Here is a 22,982-nt window from a genome sequence, read left to right as displayed (position 1 = left end):
TGGCGCTTATCCTGACTTCTGCTCAGTGCTCGACAAGGTCACGCACAGTTTCAGCACAGTAATCGACAACGGTTTTGACAGCGGCCGCTTCCTCTACGGCCCGGATCTGATTGTCCTCACACAGTATGCGGATACCCGTTGTCTGGAAGCCAACTTCGTCACCGACCACATTCAGCAGGCCGATGCGATGCCAGCCGTTCAATGTTTCGTTGAAGCCTTTTTTCAGACTCAGGTTGCCGACAAAGCCGACGCAGAGCGGCGCATCGTGGAAGATGGTCTGCACGTCCTGACGGATCAGGCGCGATGTGGCCATGAAGATCGGCGCTCCCGTCTCCTCATTCACCAGCACGACATAAACCTGCCCTGCCCGTGAAAGACCACGCAGGAACGCCCAGCCACGAATGATCAGATCGCTTTCCGGCTCATCCCTTTCATGGTGGCCGCCGTCTTCGATCAGACCGCTGAAGTGGTCAATGTAATATTGCAGTTCGCCTTTGTATTGCTGGCCGATCGTGCTGCCGAGCGCACAGAGCTTGACGCCTCTCAGCACACCATCGCTTTCCGAGACGCGCTCGAAATCACGCAGGATCTGACCATTGGAGGGAGGAAGACGCGCAATGCCGACAATGCGACCACCCTCGACCTCGATCTGCACGGATGTCAGCTGGAACGCGCCCTTGCCATGCACGATATTGACGAGGCCGATGCGGAATACGCCTTCACACCACTTACCGCGCAACGCAACCTGGGCAGAAAAGCCCGAACGACGCGGCGCACCGGGGAACAGGCCGGTGACATCCGAACGCACTTCACGGGTTGTCGGAATGAAGATCGGAGGAATGTCTTCCTCGCCCATGAGAACCGTATAGAGGTGTCCGGAACCGGAAACGCCCGGAACCACATACCAGCCGCGGATATGGAACTCGTTGGCCGCGACAAAATCTTCGTCCTCGTATTCCGCGAAAACGTGGCGGCAGACATCGTCGATGTAATATTCGGCCCCCTGAATCGAATACCAGTCCGTAACTGTTTCCGGCAGTTCGATGGACAGGTCACGCGTTGTCGGAGGATCAAAGATGTGGCGCGGCGGAGCCTGATTCTTCCATGAGGCGTGCGGGAGCAGATGCACCTGCCCCACATCGAACTGCACATTGCTGCTCCCCATATCGCGACGGGGCGCAACGTCACGATAGAGCTGAAGCAGTTCATCTCCGTATGTGCGGGCATCCGTCCAGAGATGTGGACCGATATTCGCCATCAACTGCCTGCGGACACCCTCGCTGCAGCGGATCAGTTCAAGACGCTGCAACACATCGGCCGGGCTGCCGATCGGCACCTTGAACCCGTTGACACCATCTTCCACACGGTCACCAAGAGCGCCGACATCCGTGACAATCGGGATAAGACCGCTCTGCCAGGCTTCCGAGAGCGAAATGCAGTAGGTTTCCGGCCAGATGGACAGGTTGAGAGCTACATCCGCAACCTTCAGAGCCTCCACATCACCTGCGGAATAGCGTCCGTAAACATGCACGTTGGTTTTGTGCATGTTGTTGAGGATGCCTTCGTATTCCGGATGGACATATCCAAAGATATGAAACTCGAAGAGATCGGAGTTGGCCATCTCGATAATGCTGAGGACCGCGTCCGCGCCCTTGGTGCGCAGGAAGTTGCCGATCACGGCCACGCCCAGACGACGACCGCTCAGCGGCTTATAGGTTTTCGGCACGATAGGAGAGGTCGGCTCAGGAGAAGGAATTCCCAGCGTCAGGCTGACCTTCTTCTCGAGATGCGGATAAATCTCATGCGTCAGGTCATGTGAATGCCGTGTCCCGAACAGAATCACATCCACCGACTCAAGCATTTTCGACACAAAAGCACGACGCGTCTGCTCACCGCCGAACTCGACATTGTCAGAACGCTTCATGGAGATGTCAGCGGCAAGCACCCACTTCACGTCTTCCTCGCAATAGCGAAGTTCGTGGTTCAGCAGGTTGTAACGGGACGACAGCAGGAAGAAGTCATGCGCCGAAAACACCACGCCGACACCATTCGCCTTGGCGATGATCGGCAGGGAGAGGCAGTGATGCCCCAGATGCTGGAAGTGCACGATGTCGAAATTGTACTGGCTGATCGCGGCTGAGAACGCCATCTCTTCCGGAGCGTCACACATCGTGTCGAGCCAACCGGTATCCGGCACATCAAAGCTCTCGATTTCACGACCACTGGCGTCCGTCAGGCGGCACATGCCGTCACGATGCAGCCAGTAGAAGAACTCCACATCACGCAGCAGCATGGAAGCAATGGTCTGCTGATAGACCTCAACGCCACCCCACGCCTGTTCATGAATGGTGGAATGAGTGCACATGAGCACGCGCAGACGACCGCGACGCGCAGGCACGGATATGTCTTTGGGCACGATATGCCGACCGAAATCCGCTCCCGTCACCTCCATCATCTTCTGAAGACGATGTTCGTACAGATGCGCGTCCAGCACGGCTTTCTGGGCAGCTACCGCCTGCTTGCGGCGCAGGGACTTGTTGGCCAGCAGTGCAGCGATATGCTCGATCACACCCTCGACCGAGCGCGACATGCTCGCGCCCGCGACTTCATGGATGTAACGCTCGTCAAGCTGCTCACCAGCCTCGACCACCTGAGCTGTTCCCGCCAGTCCGAGCTCATAGAAGCGCGGCCCCGGAGCCGTCGCCTGCCCGACATCGCCGTGACTTGCATAATCACGGAACATGGTCAGCGTGACGGCGCTGGCATTCGCGAAGTCGATGAACGCCTCATGACTGATGGGGCGCTGGATCGCGAGGTCCGCAAGATCCGCAGGCAGAGGCGGCAGATATTCGTTGCCGGGGCAGACAAGCTTGATTCTGGCGTCCGGGAAGGCCGTGATGACGCGACGAAGCGTTTCGACGCGATTCGGCCACATCGTGCCAGCAAAGAAGATGTCGTAATCGAGGTCGGCTGCCGTCTTCACCTTGCGTTCGTGCAGTGAAAGACTGGCTCCCAGAGGCAGATAGTGCCCCTTGCCCTGATAGAACTCGACACAGGAAGGATCGTTCGTGAAGACGTAGTCAAAGAGACCGATGTTATCGACGTTGAAGGACACCATGAACGGGTCTTCGAACGCCCAGAAAATCATCGTCTTGAAGGCAGGCCTGACGCGACGCATCAGTTCCATGTTGATGCGCTGGCCATCAATACAGATCAGAACGTCATGTTCGCCCTGCGCCGCCAGATCGGCGAGAGACATATTATCGGCAACGACAACATTGCTGTCACCAAGCACCGTTTTGGCGGCTCGTTCAAAGGCAAGTGTAAGGTAGTAGTTCGGATTATGCGTGTAGTTCGTATTGTATATGACTGCCATTGACCTACGCCGACGTTTCCGTCTTCGCCTTCCCTGAATAACTACACAGATCGAACATCAATTCTTTTTGAGACTTTACCGCAAAGACCGGTCCGGCAAAAGACCTCCGCTTCAGTCACTTACCTCTGATGAACAAAAAAAATGGCATCTCAATGGAGATGCCATTTTTCATAATCAGACTAAGAACGTCTTAATCAGGCGTCAGCACTCCGACGACGGATTGCTGCGCTGAGGATATCACCCAGCGACGCGCCGCTGTCAGAAGAACCATACTCGTTGATGGCCTGCTTGTCTTCGTCCTGCTCGCGACCACGGATGGTCAGGGCAAGCTTGCGGGCTGCACGGTCAACCGAGACAACCTTCGCATCGACGCGCTCACCGACGGCGAAACGCTCCGGACGCTGCTCAGCCTTGTCACGAGCCAGTTCCGTGCGACGGATGAAGCCGGACAGAACGTCGTCAACCTTGACTTCGATGCCGTTGGCCTGAACCGCCGTCACCACGCAGGTCACGATCGCACCCTTCTGAACGCCCGTCAGGACGTCAGCTGCCGGATCTTCCTGAAGCTGCTTGATGCCAAGGGAGATACGCTCTTTCTCAACATCCACGTCGAGGACCTTGGCTTTAACGACCTGCCCCTTCTCGTAGTTCTTCATGGCTTCTTCGCCGGACTCGTCCCAGGACAGGTCGGACATGTGAACCATGCCGTCGATGTCCGCGGACAGGCCGATGAACAGGCCGAACTCGGTGATGTTGCGGATCTCGCCTTCCACGATAGAGCCAACCTTGTGCTCTTCCGCGAACTGCTCCCAAGGATTGCGCTGAACCTGCTTCAGACCAAGCGAAATGCGACGCTTCGTGCTGTCCACATCCAGAACCATGACGTCGACTTCCTGGGAAGTAGCGACGATCTTGCCCGGATGGACGTTCTTCTTTGTCCAGGACATTTCGGAAACGTGCACCAGACCTTCGACGCCCGGCTCCAGCTCGACGAACGCACCGTAATCGGTGATGTTCGTGACGCGACCCGTGAAGCGTGCGCCCGGCGGATACTTGAGCGCCACGTTCTCCCACGGATCAGCCTCAAGCTGCTTCATGCCGAGAGAAATACGCTGCGTGTCCGGGTTGAAGCGGATGACCTGCACGCGAACCGGCTGACCGATCTGCAGGGCTTCGGACGGGTGGTTGATGCGCTTCCAGGCGATGTCGGTGACATGCAGGAGGCCGTCGACGCCGCCGAGATCCACGAACGCACCGTAGTCGGTGATGTTCTTGACCACGCCGTCGAGGATCATGCCTTCCTTCAGGCCCTGAATCAGCTCGCTGCGCTGCTCTGCACGGGTCTCTTCAAGAACCGCACGACGCGAAACGACGATGTTGCCGCGAGCGCGGTCCATCTTCAGGATCTGGAACGGCTGCGGAACGCCCATCAGAGGGGTTACATCGCGAACCGGACGGATATCGACCTGGCTGCCCGGAAGGAACGCCATGGCGCCGCCGAGATCAACCGTAAAGCCGCCCTTGACGCGACCATAGATCGTGCCGTTGACGCGCTGGTTGGCCTCGAAAGCCTTCTCCAGATTGGTCCATGCTTCCTCGCGGCGAGCCTTCTCGCGCGACAGAACGATGGAACCATCACGATCTTCGTAACGCTCGATGTAGAGCTCGATGACATCGCCCGGCTTGACTTCCGGAGCAGCGCCCGGCGGTCCGAATTCGCGCAGGGCGACGCGGCCCTCGCTCTTCAGGCCAACGTCAACAATCGCGAAATCATCGGTCAGGCGGACAACGCAGCCCTTGACCACCGATCCTTCAAAACCGCTGTCCTGCCCGAGTGTTTCGTCGAGCAGCGTCGCAAAATCTTCACCGCGAAAATGATCGGTGGCTGTCTGTGTGGCTGAAGCCATGTAGAAACTGTTTCCCTGTCAGGATCGAAACCCCGACATGCCTGCGCTCCGCATGCAGGATGCCGAACGACTTGCCCGCCGCGCCTGTGGCGCTCGCAGGCCTGCTTTCATTACCTGTCGCCCGCGACCACCGCGCGCGACTGCGGATGAAAGACACCTCACGTCTTCCCTTGTCAAGAAAATAACGATTTTCCCGGAATACAGGTCTTCATCGACCGCCCGCACGGTAGCGTGAACGCTGCAATACGATACTGTGCCGGCCAGATATCCGCCTGTAAAAGCGGGACAAATACAAGGAGACCCTGAATGCCGCGTTGGCGCTGGCTGCTGATCCAGATTACTCGCCGCCTGTGGTTCCGCGCCACGCTCATCGGTCTTGCCGGCGTTATCGTGGCGGCGGCCGGTATTGTGTTCCAGCGCTACATCACCTGGAACATTCCGGGCACCATCGCCTCTTCCGCCGAGAGCGACATTCTCAACATCATCGCGTCCAGCATGCTGACCGTCACGACGTTCTCGCTGAGCGTGATGATCACGGCCTATGATTCCTCGACCAACGACGTCTCTCCCCGCGCCACCCGCCTGCTCATTGAGGACAGCACCACACAGAACGTGCTCTCCACCTTCATCGGCTCGTTCCTGTTCAGCATTGTCGGAATCATTTCTCTCAAGACGGGTCTGTACGGAGATCACGGGCGGGTCATCCTCTTTATCGTCACGATCGCCATCATCATCCTCATCGTGGTCATGCTGCTGCGCTGGATTGACCACCTGACACGTCTCGGGCGGGTCGGCGCGACGACGGCAAGAGTGGAAGAGGTCGCCCGGCGCGCCATACAGGAACGTCTGGACAATCCCTGGCTTGGCGGTGTTCCGTTTGATGGTTCCGACATTCCGTTCGGGTTCGTCGCCGTGCCAAGCGGAGACGTCGGCTACGTGCAGCATATCGACATGGACCGCCTGTCAGAGTGTACGGAAGAGGGCCTCTACAGTGTCTATGTAAGCGCGCTGCCCGGCGTCATGACGTTTCCGGACACACCGCTTGCCTGGATCTCGGCCTCAAGCGATGTCGAGAAAACCAACGCGCTCATCGCCAATTTCCGAAAGGCCTTTTCAGTCGGAAATGAGCGCGATTTCGATCAGGACCCGCGCTTCGGCGTGAGCGTTCTGGCGGAAATCGGCCTCCGGGCGCTGTCCCGCGCCATAAACGATCCGGGCACGGTGCTTGACGTGCTGGGCCGGCAGACCCGCCTCATGGCGCTCTGGTCCACAGCGCAGACGGAACGCGCAGGCTACAAACCAAAATATCCACACGTTCATGTGCCCGGCCTGCAGGATGCAGATCTTTTCGATGACGCCTTTACACTGATCAGCAGGGACAGCGCCCACCTGATCGAAATGCAGTTGCGTCTTCAGAAATCCCTCCGCGCTCTGGCTGGCATGGGAAGCGAGAAATTCCGCTCTGCCGCCCGACTTTACGCGGATACGGCTTTACAGCGTGCGCATGAGTCCCTGACATCTTCCATCGACAAGGCCCGTTTGCAGGAACTGGTCGAGAAGGAAGAACAACTGCATCCTTTTCCATTGCAGTCGACCGAAGCTTTTTCTGTGTAATGAACTTGTTCGTTCTACAGACGTCTTTCACAACGCATCACAATTACATATGTGCGTCTGAAGGAAAGGCTCTGCGATCCGTGATATGCCCCCTCATGCAGGAAAGAGCGTCAGCGTGACACAGCCGACTCCTCCTGCCTGCCTGAAACCCGTCGCCACTACTGTCGGTCTCCTGGCACTCACGGGGTGCTCCCTGCATGGAGCACCGTCCTTTCCGCTTGTGGGCGCCTATTTCCCCGCATGGATGATGTGCGCCATCATCGGCATTCTGGCTGCCGTCGGCTTCCGCGTGGCTTTTCTCGCGCTCGGGATTGATACCATCCTGAGATTCCGGCTTTTTACTTACGTCTCTCTGGGCGTGCTCATGGCCCTGCTTGTGTGGGCGCTGGTATTCGGACCCTGACCCATGCAAACCGCCTCCTCTACGCCAACAAAGCAAAAAAACAGAAACAGACCGGGCATCGTGATCGCTGCTGTCTGCGTCACAGCCGCCATCCTGTTCGGTATCCACATCGCGCATCAGGACACGGCGTACCCGTCTACGGACAGCGCCTCCATTGATGCCGAACTGGTGCATGTGGCCTCTGTCGTCGGGGGCCGTCTGGTCGAACTGCCTGTACAGGAAAACCAGCATGTCCATAAGGGCGATATGCTCTACCGGATCGATCCTGAACCGTATCAGCTGACACTAAAGCAGGCAGAAGCCAGCGCGGCTCTGGCGCAGGCCGAGGTCGAGCATCAGGAACGTCTGGTGGCCATCAAGACGGTCGAAGCGACGGCCGCACAGGATCAGGTCCATCGCGCGACCACCAACCGCGACCTGACTGCCCGCACGGTCCGACGCCTCGCCCCTCTCGCGCAGAATTCCTACATTCCCCTGCAGGAATATGATCAGGCTCAGGTGGCCGCCCGCAATGCGGAGATTTCACTGACGCAGGCGACACAGCAATCTGTCGCGGCCACGACGGCCATCGGTGATCTGAAGAGTTCCATTGCCGCCCGTGACGCCAGCAACGCCGCCCTTGCCCGCGTGCGCTATGAACTGGCCCAGACAGAAGTGAGGGCGCCTGCGGACGGGTATGTCACGAGCCTGCACGTCAAGACAGGCGAAGTGCTTGCCCCGGCGCAGGCTCTGTTCACACTGATCGCGGATGACGAGTGGCATGCTGTCGGCAATCTGCGTGAGACCGATCTGGCCACCGTCCATCCGGGCGACTGCGCCACGGTGTATTCCATGATCGACCGCACGCACGCCATTCACGGTGTGGTGGACAGTATCGGTTTCGGCGTCATGTCGCTGGATTCGGCTGGACTGGCACGAGGGCTGCCGCTCGTGCCGCGCCAGATGGACTGGGTCCACGTCGCGCAGAGATTCCCGGTCCGCGTCAGGCTGGATCACGCCGACCCGACTTTGCTCAGAATGGGCGCGACGGCGACTTTTGAGATACGGCATGGCGCGTCCTGCCACTAAAGCGGAGTTCTCCCTGAGAAAACCCGGTCTTCTGCGTCTGTGGCGGATGGTGTGCAACCCGTCGCCGGGGCGTCAGGGCCACGCGCTGCGTATGGCGGCCGGATGCACGGCGACTGTGCTTGTCGGCGAGATCTGGCAGGTTCCGGACCTCGCCGTCCCCGCCCTTGTCACCATGGCGATATGGCAGAAGGACCGCGTGACCAACGCGCTGGCAGGCGTTGCGGTCAATATCCTCATCATTCTGCTGCTGGCCTTTGTCTATCTCTGGATCCGGCTCACGCTGGACAATCCCATGGCGCTGACCGCCGCCATCGCCGGACTATCCTTCTGCTTCTTCTTCCTCGGCTCGGCCAGCAAGCTGAAACCGATCGCCTATATGCTCGGATTTTGCGTGGTTTACGGGCTGATCGCCATTGATCAGGTGCCAGTCGGTGAACTCATCACCCGCGCCATTCTGTATGTCGATCTGTTTATCGCCGTGCCCGGCGTAGTCATGCTGGTGATCGGCCTGCTGATCTGCCCCTCTCCGCGGACGATCGCCATGCAGGGGATCGCCGCCCGCCTGCGAATGAGCGCGACCCTGCTTTCAGGCATCGATGACGTCGCGCATGAGCGCGCCACCGACCTGCTACGCGAAGGGACCGGCGGTCTCATCAAGTCTCTGAAAATGGCGCGGCTGGAAAAGATGTGGTCGCCGGAGGAACTGGCCCGTCTGGAACAGGCCGCAAACGCAAGCGAGGGACTTCTTTCTCTGGCGCTGACGGATCGCCTTCCGGAAGAAGCCGGAAATCGTGAACTGCCCCTGTCGCTGATCGACGCACTCAACGCATCCGCCGCCCTGTTCGAAAAAGGCATCTGTCCGGAAAGCACCGCACGTCTGGCGCTGAATGACGAGCAGTCGGAATATCGTGCAATGGCGAATATTCTGGAGATGCTCACTGTTCCATCTCCCGAAGCAACCGGTGAGAAAGCTGAAAAACAAGCACCAAAAAGCGGATTTTTTGCAGCAGATGCTTTCACCAATCCGGATCACACCCGCTTCGCCGTCAAAGGCACGGCGTCGGTCATGCTCAGCTACTTCATTTTCAGCATTCTGGACTGGCCCGGCATCCATACCTGCATCATCACCTGCTTCATCGTCGCCCAGCCGACAATGGGCGAGATGATCTCCAAGCTCACGCTCCGCATTGTCGGCGCGCTGATCGGCGGTGCGGTCGGGATCGCCGCCATCATCTTCGTGATCCCGCACTTCAATGACATCACTGCGTTTCTCTGTCTGGTTTTCGTGGTTTCCCTGCTCGCCGCATGGATCAAGACGGGCGACGAGCGCATCGCCTATGCCGGGTTTCAGATCGGCATCGCCTTTTATCTCACAGACCTGAAAGGCTACGGACCGACCACCGACATGGTCACGGCGCGTGACCGTATTCTTGGCATCATGCTGGGGAATTTCGTGACCTACGCGATGTTCACAAGCTTCTGGGCCAGCAGCGCCTTTAACGGCATTGACGCCCGCCTGAAGACCATCGTGCAGCGGTTGGGAAAACAGCGGGACGCGGTGACGGCGTCAGGCCAACTCGCCTGCGCAGCCAGTGTGCAGGAAGCCGTCTCGCTTGCCGAGCGCCAGAGCGAATACGCCTTTGCGGAACCGGACCATATGCGCGCCGACATGAACCATCTCGAACAGTTGGACGGTCTGTTTCATGAGGCCGAAACCATCAGCGCCGCCCTGCTTGATCCCGCCGCCCGACAGCATGCGGAAACCCGCCTCGCCCATCTGGAAAGCATCATTTCATGAACAGTCGCACTGTGTTCGCCCTGTCCTGCTCCGCCTTGCTGGCCGGATGCGCGACTTCCGAGCTTGCGACCGCTCCCCAAAGCCCGGACAGGCCTTGGGCTCCCACAACATCCGCATCGGGGGCCATCGTCCCCTCGGATCAGGCCGAGAGGCGCCCGCGCCACGGTCTGGTTCTTCCGGAGGGATTCACCCTTCCATCCAACAAGGATGTGCTCCAGCACGCGCAGTCCCCCGAACTGGTCGCCCGGCAGGATCATCCCTACTCGCTGGCGGAACTGATTGACGTCGCCCAGTCCCGCAATCCCGAAACGCGGCGCTCCTGGAATGCCGCCCGTGATGCGGCGCTTGCCGTCGGGATCACCAAAAGCATCTACCTCCCGCAACTGACCGCCACGGTGGTGGGAGGCTACAGCCATAGCCACTCTTCCGATTCGAATGCGTCCATCAGTGACGCAGGGGCAGTCGGCGGCCTCATCAATAACGGACTTGATAATCTCGATCGTTACACGCGCAATAATGGCGGTAGCGGATCAGGTTCGGGCGAAGTGCAGACGCTCGGCATGCAATGGCTGCTCTTTGACTTCGGAAAACGGGAAGCCAGCATCGAAGCCGCCAGACAGGTGCAGATCGCCTCGAACATCCTGTTCACCGCCGCCCATCAGAAGATCATCTATGGCGTCACAACCGCCTTCTACACCCACGCAGCCGCTGAAACCCGGCTGCGTCTCCTGAAGGAGGCCCTCCTCAACGCCCGTCATGTGCAGGCGGCAGCGGAAGCGCGTCTGAAACAGGGACAGGGTACGATCGTCGATGTCACGCAGGCGCAGCAGATCACCTCGCAGGACGAACTGCGGGTCGTGCAGGCTGAGGGAGAAGTCGAGAATACCCGTCTGGCCCTGATGACAGCCATGGGCGTGTCGAGTCAGTCGCAGGTCGACACCATGGATGTGTCCGGTCGCACCCTGTCGCTGGATGATGGCCGTCTGACGGATGAAATGGTCAGAACCGCCGTGTCGCGCCGGCCGGACGTGCTCGCAGCCTATGCGGCGGCGCGGGCTGCCGACAGCCGGGTTTCGGCGGCGAAAAGCGAATTTCTCCCCAAAGTGTTTCTCTCCGGCAACGTCGCCTACACGACCGGTCGGCTCGCCCTGTCGTCGGTGCCGGGGATCGGCAATGATTCGAATCCCACGCTGAACCTGTCCAGCAACCGTTTCAGCAGCCTGATCCTTGGCGGCATCTCGGTGCCGGTTTTCGATGGCGGAATGCGGGCGGCGTTTCTCAAGCAGGCGCAGAACCAGTCGGACAGCGCCAACGCCACCTTGCAGCAGACCGTCAACGAAGCCGCCCGTCAGGTTGTCGTCGCTGAAAACGCGGTGCACACCAGTCTCAGCGCCTATACGGCCTCCTCCCGGCTGAAAACCGCCGCGCAGACGAGCTTCAACGCCGCGTTTACGGCTTACAGGAGCGGTGTTGGCTCCATCACGCAGGCGACGATCGCCCAGAACGGCCTGCTGGATGCCACAATCAGTCAGTCAGATGCCTATTTCGCCGCCCTGATCGCCGCGACGAGTCTGGCTTTTTCGACAGGCTCTCTTGGCGGTGCGCCGGAGTCTGCAAGCGCGGATTGATCACAAGAGATGACAATCCGTTACAATTGATCCTATAGGCTCATTCCCGAAGGTCTTTCCGTATCCATCGCCGAAGGAGTAAACAGACCGCATGGTCAACCGTGCTTCTTTTCCGGACAACTCTGCGCTCCAGGCCGACGCATCGTTCTCCGCTGGGGACAACCGTTCGGCAGGCGTCTTTTTCGCCTCCCCGCCCGCCCGGCGTCCGGAGCATGAGGAACCGTCTGCCCAGTGCTGAGATTCACCACTCTTGATCGTTATACGATGCGCCAGCTCTTTCTGGCGCTCATCGCCACCACGGGTGGCCTGTCGGCGCTGATCTGGCTGACCCAGTCGCTGCGCTTCGTCTCGCTGGTGGTCGGACGCGGTCTGTCGCTCCGGGTCTTTCTGGAGCTGACCAGCCTGATGGTGCCGTCCTTCGTCGCCGTGGTTCTGCCGATCACGACCTTTGTCGTCACGCTGTTTGTCTATCATCGCCTGTCCGGCGACCGCGAACTGACCGTGATGCAGGCAGCCGGTCTGTCCCCTTTCGCGCTCGCCAGACCGGGGCTGATCTGCGCGACCGTGGCCATGGTCGTGACCTTCGTTCTCAATCTGTGGATCGTTCCGGCGTCCTATCACGAGTTCAAGCAGTACGAATTCCAGATCCGCAACAAGATGGCCGCCTTCATGTTGCAGGACGGTGTATTCACCAAGGTATCGGACGCCCTGACGGTCTATGTGCGCGAACGCGGACATGACGGCTCGCTGAAAGGCATCATGATCGAGGATGACCGGGTGGCGAACAGTCGTGCGACGATCTTTGCGGAAAGAGGCACGATGCTGGTGGTCAACGACCAGCCGCGCGTGGTGCTGTATGATGGCTCCCGTCAGGAAATCGACCACCGTACAGGCCGGCTCACGATGCTGCTGTTTGATCGCAACACCATCGACCTGACCTCCAGCAAGAATCAGGAAAACCGGTCACGGGACGCCTCCGAGATGTCCCTGTCCGAACTGCTGCATCCCGATCTGACGCAGATCAATATACGCGACCGGGGCAAGCTGGCCGTGGAAGGATGGCGACGCATCACCACCCCGTTCACGGCCTTCTCCTTCGCCATGATCGCTCTTGTCGCCATCCTGCGGGGTGCTTTCTCCCGTCATGGCAACATCACCCGTCCTCTGGGCGCCATCCTGAGCGTTGTCGGGCTGCTGGCGCTCAATCTGATGCTGCAAAATCTGGCGGGACGGAACATGGCGCTGATTCCCCTGATTCTGATCGAGTCAGTTTTACCCGCCTTCATCTGCGCGGTCCTTCTGTTCGGTCCGGAAATAAGAGCCGGTCGTGAAACTGCTGCGGCCCGGCAGGCTCAGGAAGGCTGATCATGTTCTTCACGACCGTCCCGGTGACGCTCTCCATCTATATCGCGCGTCAGTTCATGTTCTCCGTCCTGTCGATGACGGCCTTCCTGACGGGCATCGTCTGCCTGTTCGACTTCATCGACCTGCTGCGCCGTGTCGCCACCAAGACCGACGTTCCGACCAGTCTGGTGACGGAAATCGCCGGCCTGCATATTCCGTATTTTTTCATGGAGATCATGCCATTCGGCGTGCTGCTGGGCGGGATCATCTGCTTCTGGCGTCTGACCCGGTCTTCCGAACTGATCGTCGCCCGCGCCGCCGGTATTTCAGCCTGGCAGTTTCTGGCGGCTCCCCTCGCCTGCGCACTGGCGATGGGCGCTCTGACCACAGCCGCCGTCTCACCGCTGTCCTCGATCATGTATGCACGAGCAGAAGCGCTGGACGAGCAGTATCTCCGGTCAGGCGGCGGCCCCCTCACCATGGCCGGAGCATCGCTATGGTTGCGTCAGCTCGACACGGAACTCGACGCGCACGGCGTGGCCATCCTGCATTCGCGCGATACCCATCTCGACGGCGCACTTCTGACGATTCACGACATCAGCGTCTTCCGTCTGGATCATAATGGGAATCTGATTCTCCGTATCGAAGCGCCCTCCGGGCATCTTGCTCCGGGCCACTGGGAACTCGACAACGCCAGCGAGCTTCATCCCTACGAATTACCCGGCGTCACCCGGACCATCACCCTGCCGACCGACCTTACGCTCAACCGTGTGCAGGAAAGCTTCGCCTCTCCGGAAACACTGTCCGTCTGGGCGCTACCGAATTTCATAGCGATGCTGGACCGGTCTGGATTTTCTTCGATTCGACATCGGTTACATTTTGAGTCTCTTCTGGCTCTTCCCATCCTTGCAGGAACCATGTCTCTCGTCGCCGCAGGCTTCTCCATGAGGCCGACGAGACGTGGAGGTGTTGCCAAAATGATCGGTTCCGGGGTCGGCGCAGGGTTTCTGCTCTTCACGGTCTCGAAAGTTGCTGAACAATTTGGTAACTCGGGAGCCTTGCCGCCTCTGCTTGCGGCTTGGGCACCGACAGGCGCAGGCCTCTGTCTGGCTGTCTCGCTCTTACTGCATCTGGAGGACGGCTGATTGCCCTTTCCCGCACCTCGTTCCGAGAGACAGCTTTCGCGTCGTTTGCGGCGCCTGAGGGCTGCCCTTATGCGGCGGTCGGGAAGTGCCAGTCAGCGCTGTGACACGGTTCATATCGGCCATCGCTTCCTGTGGATGGGCCTCAGCCTCGGGTCCGCAGCGGCAGCCTGCGGGCTGTTCGGGCAGAAAGCCTACGCACAGTTCACCCCCACTCCGATGCACTTCAATCCGGGCAGCAGCAATTCCGCTTCCAAAAATGAGCCAGCCACTTTCCAGGCCGACCATGTCAGTTACGATGATCATGCGGGTGTTGTAACATGGACAGGCAATGTGCAGGTCTGGCAGGCCGATCACATTCTGCGTGCTGACAAGATTACCTATGACCGCAACACCGGCGTCATTACCGCCAGCGGAAACGTCGCTTCCAGCCAGCCTGACGGATCCGTGCTGTATTCCCATTATGCGGAACTGAGCGGCGACATGCGTGACGGCATCATGAAGCACGTGAATGCGACCATGGTGGACAACGCCAAACTGGCCGCCAACGGCATGCGACGCACCGGCGGCAAGGTCAACGACCTCACCAGAGCAGTCTACACGGCGTGTGAAATCTGCGCGAAAGACCCGACCCGCGCGCCGTTCTGGCAGTTGCGCTCCTATTCAGCCACGCAGGATCTCGAGCACCAGCATCTCGAGTTCCGCGACACCTATATGGATATCTTTGGGATTCCGGTTTTCTACCTTCCCTATTTTTCCATGACCGATCCATCCGCCAAAAGGCGCAGCGGCTTTCTCATTCCCGGCGTCACGCCGCATGACCGCTATCTCGGGACCTATTTCACGATTCCCTATTACTGGGTGATTGATGACTCCTCGGATCTGACGGTGAAAGGCCTCTTTTCAACCAAGACAGGTCCGCAGATCAGCGCCCAGTATCGCAAGGCGTTCAATTTCGGTTCGCTGCGAATCATGGGCGGTCTTGCTGACGACACACACAGGTCCGGCGGTTATACAAACGGCTTCGGTGAATCTGTCGGGGCCGAAAACGATCACGGCGTGCAGGGCTACCTCTTTGGGCGCGGCATGTTCACGCTCACACCGACATGGCGCGCAGGCTTCGACGGACGTATCGCAACGAGCGCCAACTATATGCGTGATTACCGTGTGCCGGGCTATGGCGGCGACACCCTCAATTCTACCGCCTATATCGAAGGCTTCGGCACGGGAGCCTACTCGAAACTCGACGCCCAGTTCTATCAGGGCCTGAACCGAGGCGTCATCCGCAACAACGAACTGCCGTTCGTGCTGCCTCACTACGAATATAGTCTTGTCAATCAGCCCGATATTCTTGGTGGCCGACTATCCGTCAATAGCAACGATTTCTATGTCTATCGTACTGAAGGCACACGAGATCAGCGCGGCGAAGTTCAGGTAAACTGGGACCGTCCGTTCCGCAGCAGCTGGGGACAGAAGTTCCTCGTCACGGCGCGGCTGGACAGTATGCTGTATCATGCCTCCCAGCTCTATCAGCAGCCAAACTACTATAAATACATGAAGAGCACGACCGCCGGTCAGGTCGTGCCGACACTGGCGGTCAAGATGAACTGGCCGTTTGTGCGCCAGTTCATGAAGGGACATGGCAGCCAGATTCTGGAACCGATCGTGCAGGCGATCTACGCTCCCAATCAGGGTGGCGGTGTCGATCGACGTCTGCCCAATGAAGACAGCCTGAACTACGAATTTACGGATTCAACGCTCTTCGCCCTGAACCGTTATCAGGGAACGGACCGGATCGACGGCGGATTGCGCGCCAATGTCGGCGTCCACGGCAACTGGACGTGGAACGGTCACGTCGTGGACGTGCTGGTCGGCGAAAGCTTCCAGGAGCATGTGCAGCACGACCGCCTGCCCTATTCCGGCCTCAACCACCATCTTTCCGATGTGGTGGCCCGTGCGCGCATTGATCCAATCCGCCATCTCAGCGTCACGGGACGGACCCGGATTGATCCCTACACAGGGCGCGTGGACTTCGCGGATGCGCTCTTCAACGTCAGCATGCCCTACGTCAACATTTTCGGCGGATATGTTCGGGAGCCGGTCACACCTTACTATTATTACGTGAACGACTTCCGGAATGGCGGCTCTCCGCCTTCGCTCTATTATGCTCCTACGAACGAGCTGAGCGGCGGCGCATCCGCGACCTGGCGCAACTGGCACGGATCATTCTTTGTGCGTCGCGCGCTGTCCCGACACAAGTTTGCATCGGTCGGCGGCAATATCGGCTACATGAATGACTGCTTCGGGCTCGATCTGATGTATCTGAAACAATATACGAAAATTGGCGGCCAGCAGCGCTATTCAACCGTGCTGTTCACGCTGACGCTCAAGACGATCGGCGCCTTCGGCATCAAATAAATCATGAACCTTCTGCGGGATCGTTCAGGTCCACTTCAAAAATTCATGCGATTGGATAACAATGACACCTCCAATCGATCAGGTGAGAGACCAAGCTGTATGCGACTGAGCCTTTCCGTGACAGGTTCCGCCCTGGCCCTCGTAGTCGCACTGGGTTCTTTCACCAGTCTGCCTGCCCGGGCAGCGAATCTGCGCCATCACCACCAGCAGGCGACACAGGATGATGCGTCTGCTCCTGCGCCCGAACCGGAAGAGGCCAGCTCCACCCAGACCTCCGACGCACCGCAACTGGAGCCTCTGGGCAGCAAGCAGGACACCATAATCGCCGTTATCAATGGCCAGCCGCTGACCCAGCGCGACGTTGATAACCGTGGACGTCTATTCGTGCTCTCCACCGGCCTGCCGTTGAGCGAAGACATCATGCAGCGGCTGCGTCCCCAGATCGTGCGTCAGCTGATCGACGAACGTCTGCGCACGCAGGAAATCCTGTCCCGCCACATCAATGTCTCTCCAGAGCAGATTGCCGACGCCATCGCCAATATCGAACGGCGCAACGGCATGGAGCCCAACACGCTTCGCAACCGGCTGGCGCAGGACGGGGTCTCCCTGACGACACTGATCGACCAGATTCGTGTGCAGATCGGCTGGATGCAGGTTCTTCGTCAGGAGCTTGGGTCCAAGGCCCGCATGACCTCGCTTGAAATCGCCCAGCGACAGGAAGCGCTGAGCAGGCAGCAGGGCCGCCCGGAATATCTCATCAGCGAAATCTTCGTGCCGGTTGCTGACCCGCGTCACAGCGAAAACGAGCTGAAATTTACCGAAACCATCATTCAGGAACTGCGCCGCGGAGCGCCTTTCCCGATTGTCGCGGCGCAGTTCTCGCAGGCGCAGAGTGCGCTTGACGGTGGATCCATGGGCTGGGTGCAGGAAGACAGCCTTGATCCGGAAGTGGTCGCCATGGTCCGTCAGATGCCGGAAGATGCGATTTCAAATCCCATCAAGGTTGCCGGCGGCTATGTTATCGCGACAGTTCTGGGCAAGCGGATCATAGGCCATCAGCCCGGAACGCTGCTTGACGCCCGACAGGCGTTCCTGCCGTTCTCCACCCCGCTCAATCCACAGGCCCCCACGGACCAGCAGCGCCAGACGCTCGAAAAAGCCGTGCGCCTCACCCAGACCGCGCATTCCTGTGACGAACTCGCAGCCGCCAACAAACAGTTTGGCGAAGTCCGTCCTTCCAACCCGGGTGAACTCCAGCTTGAGCGGCTGAATCCCCAGATGCAGCAGATTCTCGCCGGACTGCCAATCGGCAAGCCCACGCGACCGCTCGTCTCTCAGGAAGGCATCGACATCCTGATGGTCTGCGGAAAGAAGACCAAGAATTTCGCGGATCGTTCGCCGAGTGAAATCGCGGACCAGCTTCTGAATGAGCGTGTCGAACAGACGGCCCGTCAGCTTGATCGTGATCTGCACCGCCGCGCTGTCATCGACATGCGGGTGGTGACGGCGCCCTGATCGGTGACAAATACCTCTTCCCGGGAGCCGCTGGCTTCCGTCATCAACCGCCACAATCTTGCGGCCCGTCACTCACTGGGCCAGCACTTCCTGCTTGATCCCGGCATCACCGAGCGGATCGTCGAACTGTCCGGTCCCCTTCAGGGTCGCCATGTCGTGGAAGTCGGACCTGGTCCGGGCGGCCTGACACGGGCGCTTCTGGACAGCCCAGCCGCCTCCATCGCAGCCGTTGAAGTCGATTCGCGTGCGATCGGCGTTATCGAAGAACTGGTTGCTGAAGCCCCGGATCGTCTGAAACTCATTCAGGCAGATGCGACATCGCTGGACCTTTCAACACTCTGCCCGGCTCCGCGCCGGATCGTGGCGAACCTTCCCTACAATGTCGCAACGCCCCTTCTGATCGGCTGGCTTCGACAGGCTGCACAGTGGGAGCGGCTGACACTGATGTTCCAGCTTGAAGTCGCCGAACGGATCTGTGCTGAGCCGGGAGGTGACCATTATGGGCGTCTGGCGGTCATCTCCCAGTGGTGCGCAACCTGCTCGCCGGTGATGCGTCTCCCGCCGGGCGCTTTTTCGCCTCCCCCGAAAGTCTGGTCTTCCGTGGTGGAAATCACGCCTCATGCTGAACAGCCCTCTCCCGAGCTTTTCTGCGCCATGGAAAGTGTGACGGCTGCGGCATTCGGTCAGCGTCGCAAGATGCTGCGTGGCTCGCTCAAAGGGATTGGCGGGGAACGTCTTCTTCAGGCCGCCGAGATTGATGGCTCCCGTCGGGCGGAAACACTGAACATTGCTGAATTCGATCGTCTGGCGCGCTGCTTTCTGGAAACCACACCGTCCGGAAAACGCTGATCGCAACAACGTCTGTTGCATTTTACCAGAGAGCGGAGCGATGCTCATCTCCTGCGTCATGGCGGGAGAATGTCCGTGTCTTTCTGGTTCAATGAAAAACCGAAAATCGTCATCGCCCATTCGTCATTCGACATCAAATCACTGGTGGATGCATGGGATGAGCCAACCGAGTGTATCTGGGTAAAAAACAAGACAGACCTCGTCCCTGCACTGGCTGATGCAGACATTCTGGTGACGATGACCCTGTGGGAGCCCCGCTATCTGGCCCTCGCGCCCCAATTGAAACTGCTCCAGACCATGACATCCGGTGTCGAACAGTACGATACGGAAGCGTTTCGGGAGCGCGGGGTACATCTTGCGAGTGCCCGGGGTGTGAACGCCAATGCAGTCGCTGAACACGCCGTTGCTCTGATGTTCAACCACGCCCGGCGATTATGGGAAGCCAGGGACGACCAGCGACAGTCCTTCTGGCGCAAACCCGCCCGCACCCGGGACGAACGACGCCATGAAGTGGCTGGGACCCATGTGGTTATTGTCGGGTTTGGCGCAATCGGCGCCAGACTGGCGACCGTGTGTCTTGCTCTCGGACAGACCGTCACCGTTGTCCGGAAAAATGTAACCGCCGGGACGGAGCTTGCCGTCACCACTGTTGCTGATGACCAGCTACCGGAGGCAGCAGGCAATGCGGATTACCTGATCCTCGCCTGCCCCGCGACGCCGGAAACCCGTGGTCTGATTGACAGCAGCATTCTCAGGCGCATAAAACCCACTGCCTGCCTGATCAATGTCGCGCGTGGCTCAGTGGTTGTGGAATCCGATCTGATCGCGGCCCTGCAACAGGGTCAGATCGGCATGGCGGCTCTGGATACGTTCGAGCAGGAACCGCTCCCCGAAACATCGCCTCTCTGGTCCATGCCGAATGTTCTGATCACGCCTCACGCCGCTGGCGACACAGTGGCTTATGAAAGCCGTGTTGCGGCTATTCTGCACGAAAACGTCGGACGGCTGGAGGAAGGAACGCCACTCATCAACCAGATTGCCTGAAAGACAAAAAGGCTTTGCCCTGTTTTCCAGAGCAAAGCCAGCAAGGTCTCAATCCTTGAGGAACGGAGTGCCTTCGTGCGCCACAAGGAAGTCGTGCATGTCTGTCGCATGCTCCTCTTCCTGCGCCAGAATCTTTTCGAGCATGATCCGTGTCGTCGGATCCTTGTCACCGAAATAACGGACCAGTTCGCGATAATGTTCGACAGCAATCCGCTCGGCGATGAGATTCTGCTTGATCATTTCAACCAGATTGCCCGGCTTGCCATATTCGGCTGCGGAACGCGTGGCCAGTCCGGCCGGGTTCATGTCGGGAACGCCACCCAACTGATCAATCCGTTCAGCAGCCCACAGCATATGCGTCTGCTCTTCCTGAGCATGCTTGGCAAACTCTGCCGCAATGCTCTCGCTATTGATGCCTGAAGCAGCAATCGCGTTCATCTGGTAACGCAGCGTACAGACAATTTCTGTCGCAACCACAGTCTGGAGCAACTCGATCGTCTTATCGACATTACCCTCGTAAGCTGGCGTTACAGCGCCATCGCCGATCGATTTTTTTGCGCGGGCACGCAGTGTCTCGATATCGGTGAGGAACGTGTTTTCTTTTTCGAGTGTAGCTGTTGGCATGATCTTTATTCCTCCTTCTGTCCTGTCCCAACGGGACAAAAGGGGAATGGTTGCAAACTGTGTCAGCGTCGCTCGTTTTGCTCAGCCCTGACCTCCGCAAGCCGTGCAGAACGGAAACCTGTCGCCACCACATACAGTTCACTGGAATCCTTGCGACTTGCCGGTGGTTTGACATGACGCACAGAAGCGAAAAGTTTTTTCATCGGTTCAAGCATCTGCTTCTCTGAACCACCCTGAAAGACCTTGGCGATGAAACCGCCGCCTTCCGCCAGAACATCGAACGCAAAATCCAGCGCCCCTTCCGCAAGACCGATGATCCGCATGTGATCGGTCGGAGCATGCCCCGTGGTGTTTGGGGCCATATCGGAAAGAACGAGGTCAGCTTTTCCACCAAGCATCTCGATCAGACGATCAGGAAGCTCAGGATCAGTGAAATCACCCTCAATAATTTCTGCACCGGCAACAGGATCGACCGGCAGCAGATCGACACCGATCACATGCGAAGCGCCACGCTTCACGGCCACCTGCGTCCAGCCGCCCGGCGCCGCGCCGAGATCCACCACGCGCTGACCGGGCTTGATAAGATGAAAACGGTCGTCAATTTCGATCAGCTTGAATGCGGCGCGGGAACGCCATCCCTGCTTGTGGGCAGCCGCCACATAAGGATCATTGAGCTGACGGGCCAGCCAGCGCTGCTGCGCTGTTGTTTTCTTCCTGGTGTTCTTCAGGGTTACAGTTTTCGAGCGAACCGAACGGGCAGCCAGACTGTCAGATTCATTGCCCTTGCCGCCTGGAGTGGCCGTCACCCTGACGGCGCGACGCCCAGGCACTCGCGTTGCCTGAGCGGAAGCAGGCCTGCCTGGGCCTGATGGTGGAGTTTTCGATGTCACGTCTGACTGTACTTTACTGGTTGGATCGGCTGAAACTTCAGTCAGGTGTAGCCTGACGTCCATCGGAATTCGAGGCATGCGGCCAGGTCCGGCCGTAATGCAGACCACTCTCCTCCCGCATCATACGGAGTAACAGCCCGTCACGCAGTCCCCGATCCGCCACAACGACGTTTGAGGACCAGAGAGAAAGGAAGGCTTCAAAGATAGCACAACCGGGCATGACATAGGTGGCGCGTTCGGAGCCGATGCAGGGATGAACTCTCATCCCCTCCATGCCCATGCGATGCAGACGCCCGATGGCTCTTTTCGCATTCTCCGGCTTGAGCCGATACCCATCCACCGCCTGCCGAATGTAACGCGGCAGATCCAGATCCAGACTGGCGAGTGTTGTGACTGTGCCGCTTGTCCCCACAACACGCACTCGGTCATCCGCAATATGACGGCTGATCCCGTGTGTCTCCTCAAATGCCTGAAGCTGCTCCCTGACGATCTCCAGCATGGCCCGATATGTTCCCGGACGGCGGTGAGGAAACTGTTCAGCGAGCGTGATGACACCAATAGGCAGGCTGATATAGCCGACAAGAGTGTGCTTACGCGCGGCCTGATCCAGTTGCACCCAGGCTATTTCTGTCGAGCCGCCCCCGACATCAAGCAGCAGACCCCACTCGTGCCCTTCCTGAGAGTCTCTGGTAAAATCAGTCGAGCGTCTCCGCACTGGATCAAAAAGAAGAGCCGCACAGCTTTCGACAGCAAGCTCCGCTTCCTCCTTGCCGGAAATGATCTCGAATTCGAAACCGGTTTCCTGCCGGATGCGCTCAACAAAAGCCTGTCCATTGCGGGCGCGACGACACGCTTCGGTCGCCACAGCCCGCAGACGGATCGGGCGATGACGCCCCAGCCTGTCCACGCATGTATGCAGCGCCTCAAGCGTACGATCCATGGCGGCGGTATTAAGCTCGCCTGTCAACTGCAACCCTTCACCCAGACGGACGATACGGCTGTAACTGTCGAGCACACGAAAGCCTCCATCCGTGCGGGAGGCGACCATGAGACGGCAGTTATTGGTTCCGAGATCCAGTGCGGCACAGGAATTGCTTTGCTCCCAGCTTCCTGAGTGGCCTCGCTGCCCTCCCCCTCCTTTCACCAGAGAGGTTGCCAATGCAGCAGCCGAGGAAGCCGCACCCGCAAGCGGATTTTGCAGATCGCCAGCCGACCGTCCGCTGGCAGAAACACTTTTTGTTCTGTCAGTTTTCGGCGGGGCAGGAAAAATAGGCGCTGGAGAAAAAGTGCCGAGCGCCTTCTGGCTTCGGAGCCAGGCGCCTGTCAGGTCCATCGTCTGGTTCCTTTTTCGTGATAAAAGTT

17 protein-coding genes are annotated in these 22,982 nt (G+C 59.0%); 12 read left to right on the top strand and 5 right to left on the bottom strand.

All coding sequences use genetic code 11. From position 1 onward, the window contains the following. Window positions 1–22 precede the first annotated feature (22 nt). Together GVI59_RS00480 and rpsA are read right to left on the bottom strand one after the other, a co-directional pair. Window positions 23–3,376: a glycosyltransferase family protein gene (locus tag GVI59_RS00480; RefSeq protein WP_173572352.1), complete on the bottom strand. Its 3,354-nt coding sequence runs from the start codon at window positions 3,374–3,376 to the stop codon at window positions 23–25. Window positions 3,377–3,570: 194 nt separating this feature from the next. Further along, complete coding sequence (gene rpsA, locus GVI59_RS00475) at window positions 3,571–5,283, bottom strand: 30S ribosomal protein S1 (protein WP_173572351.1); 1,713 nt, start codon at window positions 5,281–5,283, stop codon at window positions 3,571–3,573. Window positions 5,284–5,320: 37 nt separating this feature from the next. Between rpsA and GVI59_RS00470 the strand changes: the two genes are divergently transcribed. From GVI59_RS00470 to GVI59_RS00415, 12 genes are all read left to right on the top strand, one after another. Next, a complete protein-coding gene (locus GVI59_RS00470; RefSeq protein WP_173572350.1) occupies window positions 5,321–5,518 on the top strand; it encodes a hypothetical protein in 198 nt (65 codons plus the stop codon). Window positions 5,519–5,589: 71 nt separating this feature from the next. Continuing rightward, on the top strand, window positions 5,590–6,897 hold the full coding sequence (locus tag GVI59_RS00465; RefSeq protein ID WP_173572349.1) for a DUF2254 domain-containing protein: 1,308 nt from the start codon (window positions 5,590–5,592) through the stop codon (window positions 6,895–6,897). Window positions 6,898–7,012: 115 nt separating this feature from the next. Next, window positions 7,013–7,300, top strand: a complete 288-nt coding sequence (locus GVI59_RS00460) for a YtcA family lipoprotein (protein ID WP_232876344.1) — start codon at window positions 7,013–7,015, stop codon at window positions 7,298–7,300. A 3-nt stretch (window positions 7,301–7,303) separates the two neighbouring features. Then, complete coding sequence (gene mdtN / locus GVI59_RS00455; RefSeq protein ID WP_173572347.1) at window positions 7,304–8,368, top strand: multidrug transporter subunit MdtN; 1,065 nt, start codon at window positions 7,304–7,306, stop codon at window positions 8,366–8,368. Further along, window positions 8,349–10,166 carry an FUSC family protein gene (locus GVI59_RS00450; RefSeq protein WP_173572346.1) on the top strand — a complete coding sequence of 606 codons (1,818 nt, stop codon included), beginning with the start codon at window positions 8,349–8,351 and terminating at the stop codon, window positions 10,164–10,166. The genes mdtN and GVI59_RS00450 overlap by 20 nt, the downstream gene beginning before the upstream one ends. Next, window positions 10,163–11,794, top strand: a complete 1,632-nt coding sequence (locus tag GVI59_RS00445) for a TolC family protein (RefSeq protein ID WP_173572345.1) — start codon at window positions 10,163–10,165, stop codon at window positions 11,792–11,794. Before GVI59_RS00450 ends, GVI59_RS00445 begins: the two co-directional genes overlap by 4 nt. A gap of 231 nt (window positions 11,795–12,025) precedes the next feature. Continuing rightward, on the top strand, window positions 12,026–13,159 hold the full coding sequence (gene lptF / locus GVI59_RS00440; protein ID WP_173572344.1) for an LPS export ABC transporter permease LptF: 1,134 nt from the start codon (window positions 12,026–12,028) through the stop codon (window positions 13,157–13,159). A gap of 2 nt (window positions 13,160–13,161) precedes the next feature. Continuing rightward, complete coding sequence (lptG, locus tag GVI59_RS00435; protein ID WP_173572343.1) at window positions 13,162–14,283, top strand: LPS export ABC transporter permease LptG; 1,122 nt, start codon at window positions 13,162–13,164, stop codon at window positions 14,281–14,283. A 135-nt stretch (window positions 14,284–14,418) separates the two neighbouring features. After that, on the top strand, window positions 14,419–16,698 hold the full coding sequence (locus tag GVI59_RS00430) for an LPS-assembly protein LptD (RefSeq protein ID WP_408736591.1): 2,280 nt from the start codon (window positions 14,419–14,421) through the stop codon (window positions 16,696–16,698). A gap of 99 nt (window positions 16,699–16,797) precedes the next feature. Beyond that, window positions 16,798–18,213: a peptidylprolyl isomerase gene (locus tag GVI59_RS00425; protein ID WP_173572341.1), complete on the top strand. Its 1,416-nt coding sequence runs from the start codon at window positions 16,798–16,800 to the stop codon at window positions 18,211–18,213. Between the two features lie 3 nt (window positions 18,214–18,216). Beyond that, a complete protein-coding gene (rsmA, locus tag GVI59_RS00420) occupies window positions 18,217–19,062 on the top strand; it encodes a 16S rRNA (adenine(1518)-N(6)/adenine(1519)-N(6))-dimethyltransferase RsmA (RefSeq protein ID WP_173572340.1) in 846 nt (281 codons plus the stop codon). 75 nt (window positions 19,063–19,137) lie between these two features. Further along, complete coding sequence (locus tag GVI59_RS00415; protein WP_206752358.1) at window positions 19,138–20,106, top strand: NAD(P)-dependent oxidoreductase; 969 nt, start codon at window positions 19,138–19,140, stop codon at window positions 20,104–20,106. 48 nt (window positions 20,107–20,154) lie between these two features. On the opposite strand, the gene GVI59_RS00410 is transcribed toward GVI59_RS00415, so the two are convergent. The 3 genes from GVI59_RS00410 to GVI59_RS00400 all read right to left on the bottom strand — a co-directional run bounded on the left by GVI59_RS00410 (window position 20,155) and on the right by GVI59_RS00400 (window position 22,953). Continuing rightward, on the bottom strand, window positions 20,155–20,730 hold the full coding sequence (locus tag GVI59_RS00410; RefSeq protein WP_173572338.1) for a ferritin-like domain-containing protein: 576 nt from the start codon (window positions 20,728–20,730) through the stop codon (window positions 20,155–20,157). Window positions 20,731–20,792: 62 nt separating this feature from the next. Further along, the gene (locus tag GVI59_RS00405; RefSeq protein ID WP_338422051.1) at window positions 20,793–21,719 is read right to left on the bottom strand and encodes an RlmE family RNA methyltransferase; all 927 of its coding nucleotides are present in this window, start codon (window positions 21,717–21,719) and stop codon (window positions 20,793–20,795) included. Next, window positions 21,658–22,953, bottom strand: coding sequence for a Ppx/GppA phosphatase family protein (locus GVI59_RS00400; protein ID WP_242012849.1), 1,296 nt, complete (start codon window positions 22,951–22,953; stop codon window positions 21,658–21,660). Before GVI59_RS00400 ends, GVI59_RS00405 begins: the two co-directional genes overlap by 62 nt. Between the last annotated feature and the right edge of the window lie 29 nt (window positions 22,954–22,982).

Origin of the sequence: Acetobacter sicerae (assembly GCF_011516765.1) — a bacterium.
Lineage (GTDB): Bacteria > Pseudomonadota > Alphaproteobacteria > Acetobacterales > Acetobacteraceae > Acetobacter > Acetobacter sicerae.
Note: the sequence above shows the minus strand (reverse complement) of the source record. Positions and strands in the feature narration are given on the sequence as shown.

Excerpts from the sequence above, each read along its gene's own strand:
- GVI59_RS00450 (WP_173572346.1), top strand. The coding sequence starts at position 8,349 with ATGGCGCGTCCTGCCACTAAAGCGGAGTTCTCCCTGAGAAAACCCGGT.
- rpsA (WP_173572351.1), bottom strand. The coding sequence starts at position 5,283 with ATGGCTTCAGCCACACAGACAGCCACCGATCATTTTCGCGGTGAAGAT.
- GVI59_RS00480 (WP_173572352.1), bottom strand. The coding sequence starts at position 3,376 with ATGGCAGTCATATACAATACGAACTACACGCATAATCCGAACTACTAC.
- GVI59_RS00470 (WP_173572350.1), top strand. The coding sequence starts at position 5,321 with ATGCCTGCGCTCCGCATGCAGGATGCCGAACGACTTGCCCGCCGCGCC.
- GVI59_RS00425 (WP_173572341.1), top strand. The coding sequence starts at position 16,798 with ATGCGACTGAGCCTTTCCGTGACAGGTTCCGCCCTGGCCCTCGTAGTC.
- GVI59_RS00465 (WP_173572349.1), top strand. The coding sequence starts at position 5,590 with ATGCCGCGTTGGCGCTGGCTGCTGATCCAGATTACTCGCCGCCTGTGG.
- GVI59_RS00400 (WP_242012849.1), bottom strand. The coding sequence starts at position 22,953 with ATGGACCTGACAGGCGCCTGGCTCCGAAGCCAGAAGGCGCTCGGCACT.
- mdtN (WP_173572347.1), top strand. The coding sequence starts at position 7,304 with ATGCAAACCGCCTCCTCTACGCCAACAAAGCAAAAAAACAGAAACAGA.
- lptG (WP_173572343.1), top strand. The coding sequence starts at position 13,162 with ATGTTCTTCACGACCGTCCCGGTGACGCTCTCCATCTATATCGCGCGT.
- GVI59_RS00410 (WP_173572338.1), bottom strand. The coding sequence starts at position 20,730 with ATGCCAACAGCTACACTCGAAAAAGAAAACACGTTCCTCACCGATATC.
- GVI59_RS00445 (WP_173572345.1), top strand. The coding sequence starts at position 10,163 with ATGAACAGTCGCACTGTGTTCGCCCTGTCCTGCTCCGCCTTGCTGGCC.
- GVI59_RS00430 (WP_408736591.1), top strand. The coding sequence starts at position 14,419 with ATGGGCCTCAGCCTCGGGTCCGCAGCGGCAGCCTGCGGGCTGTTCGGG.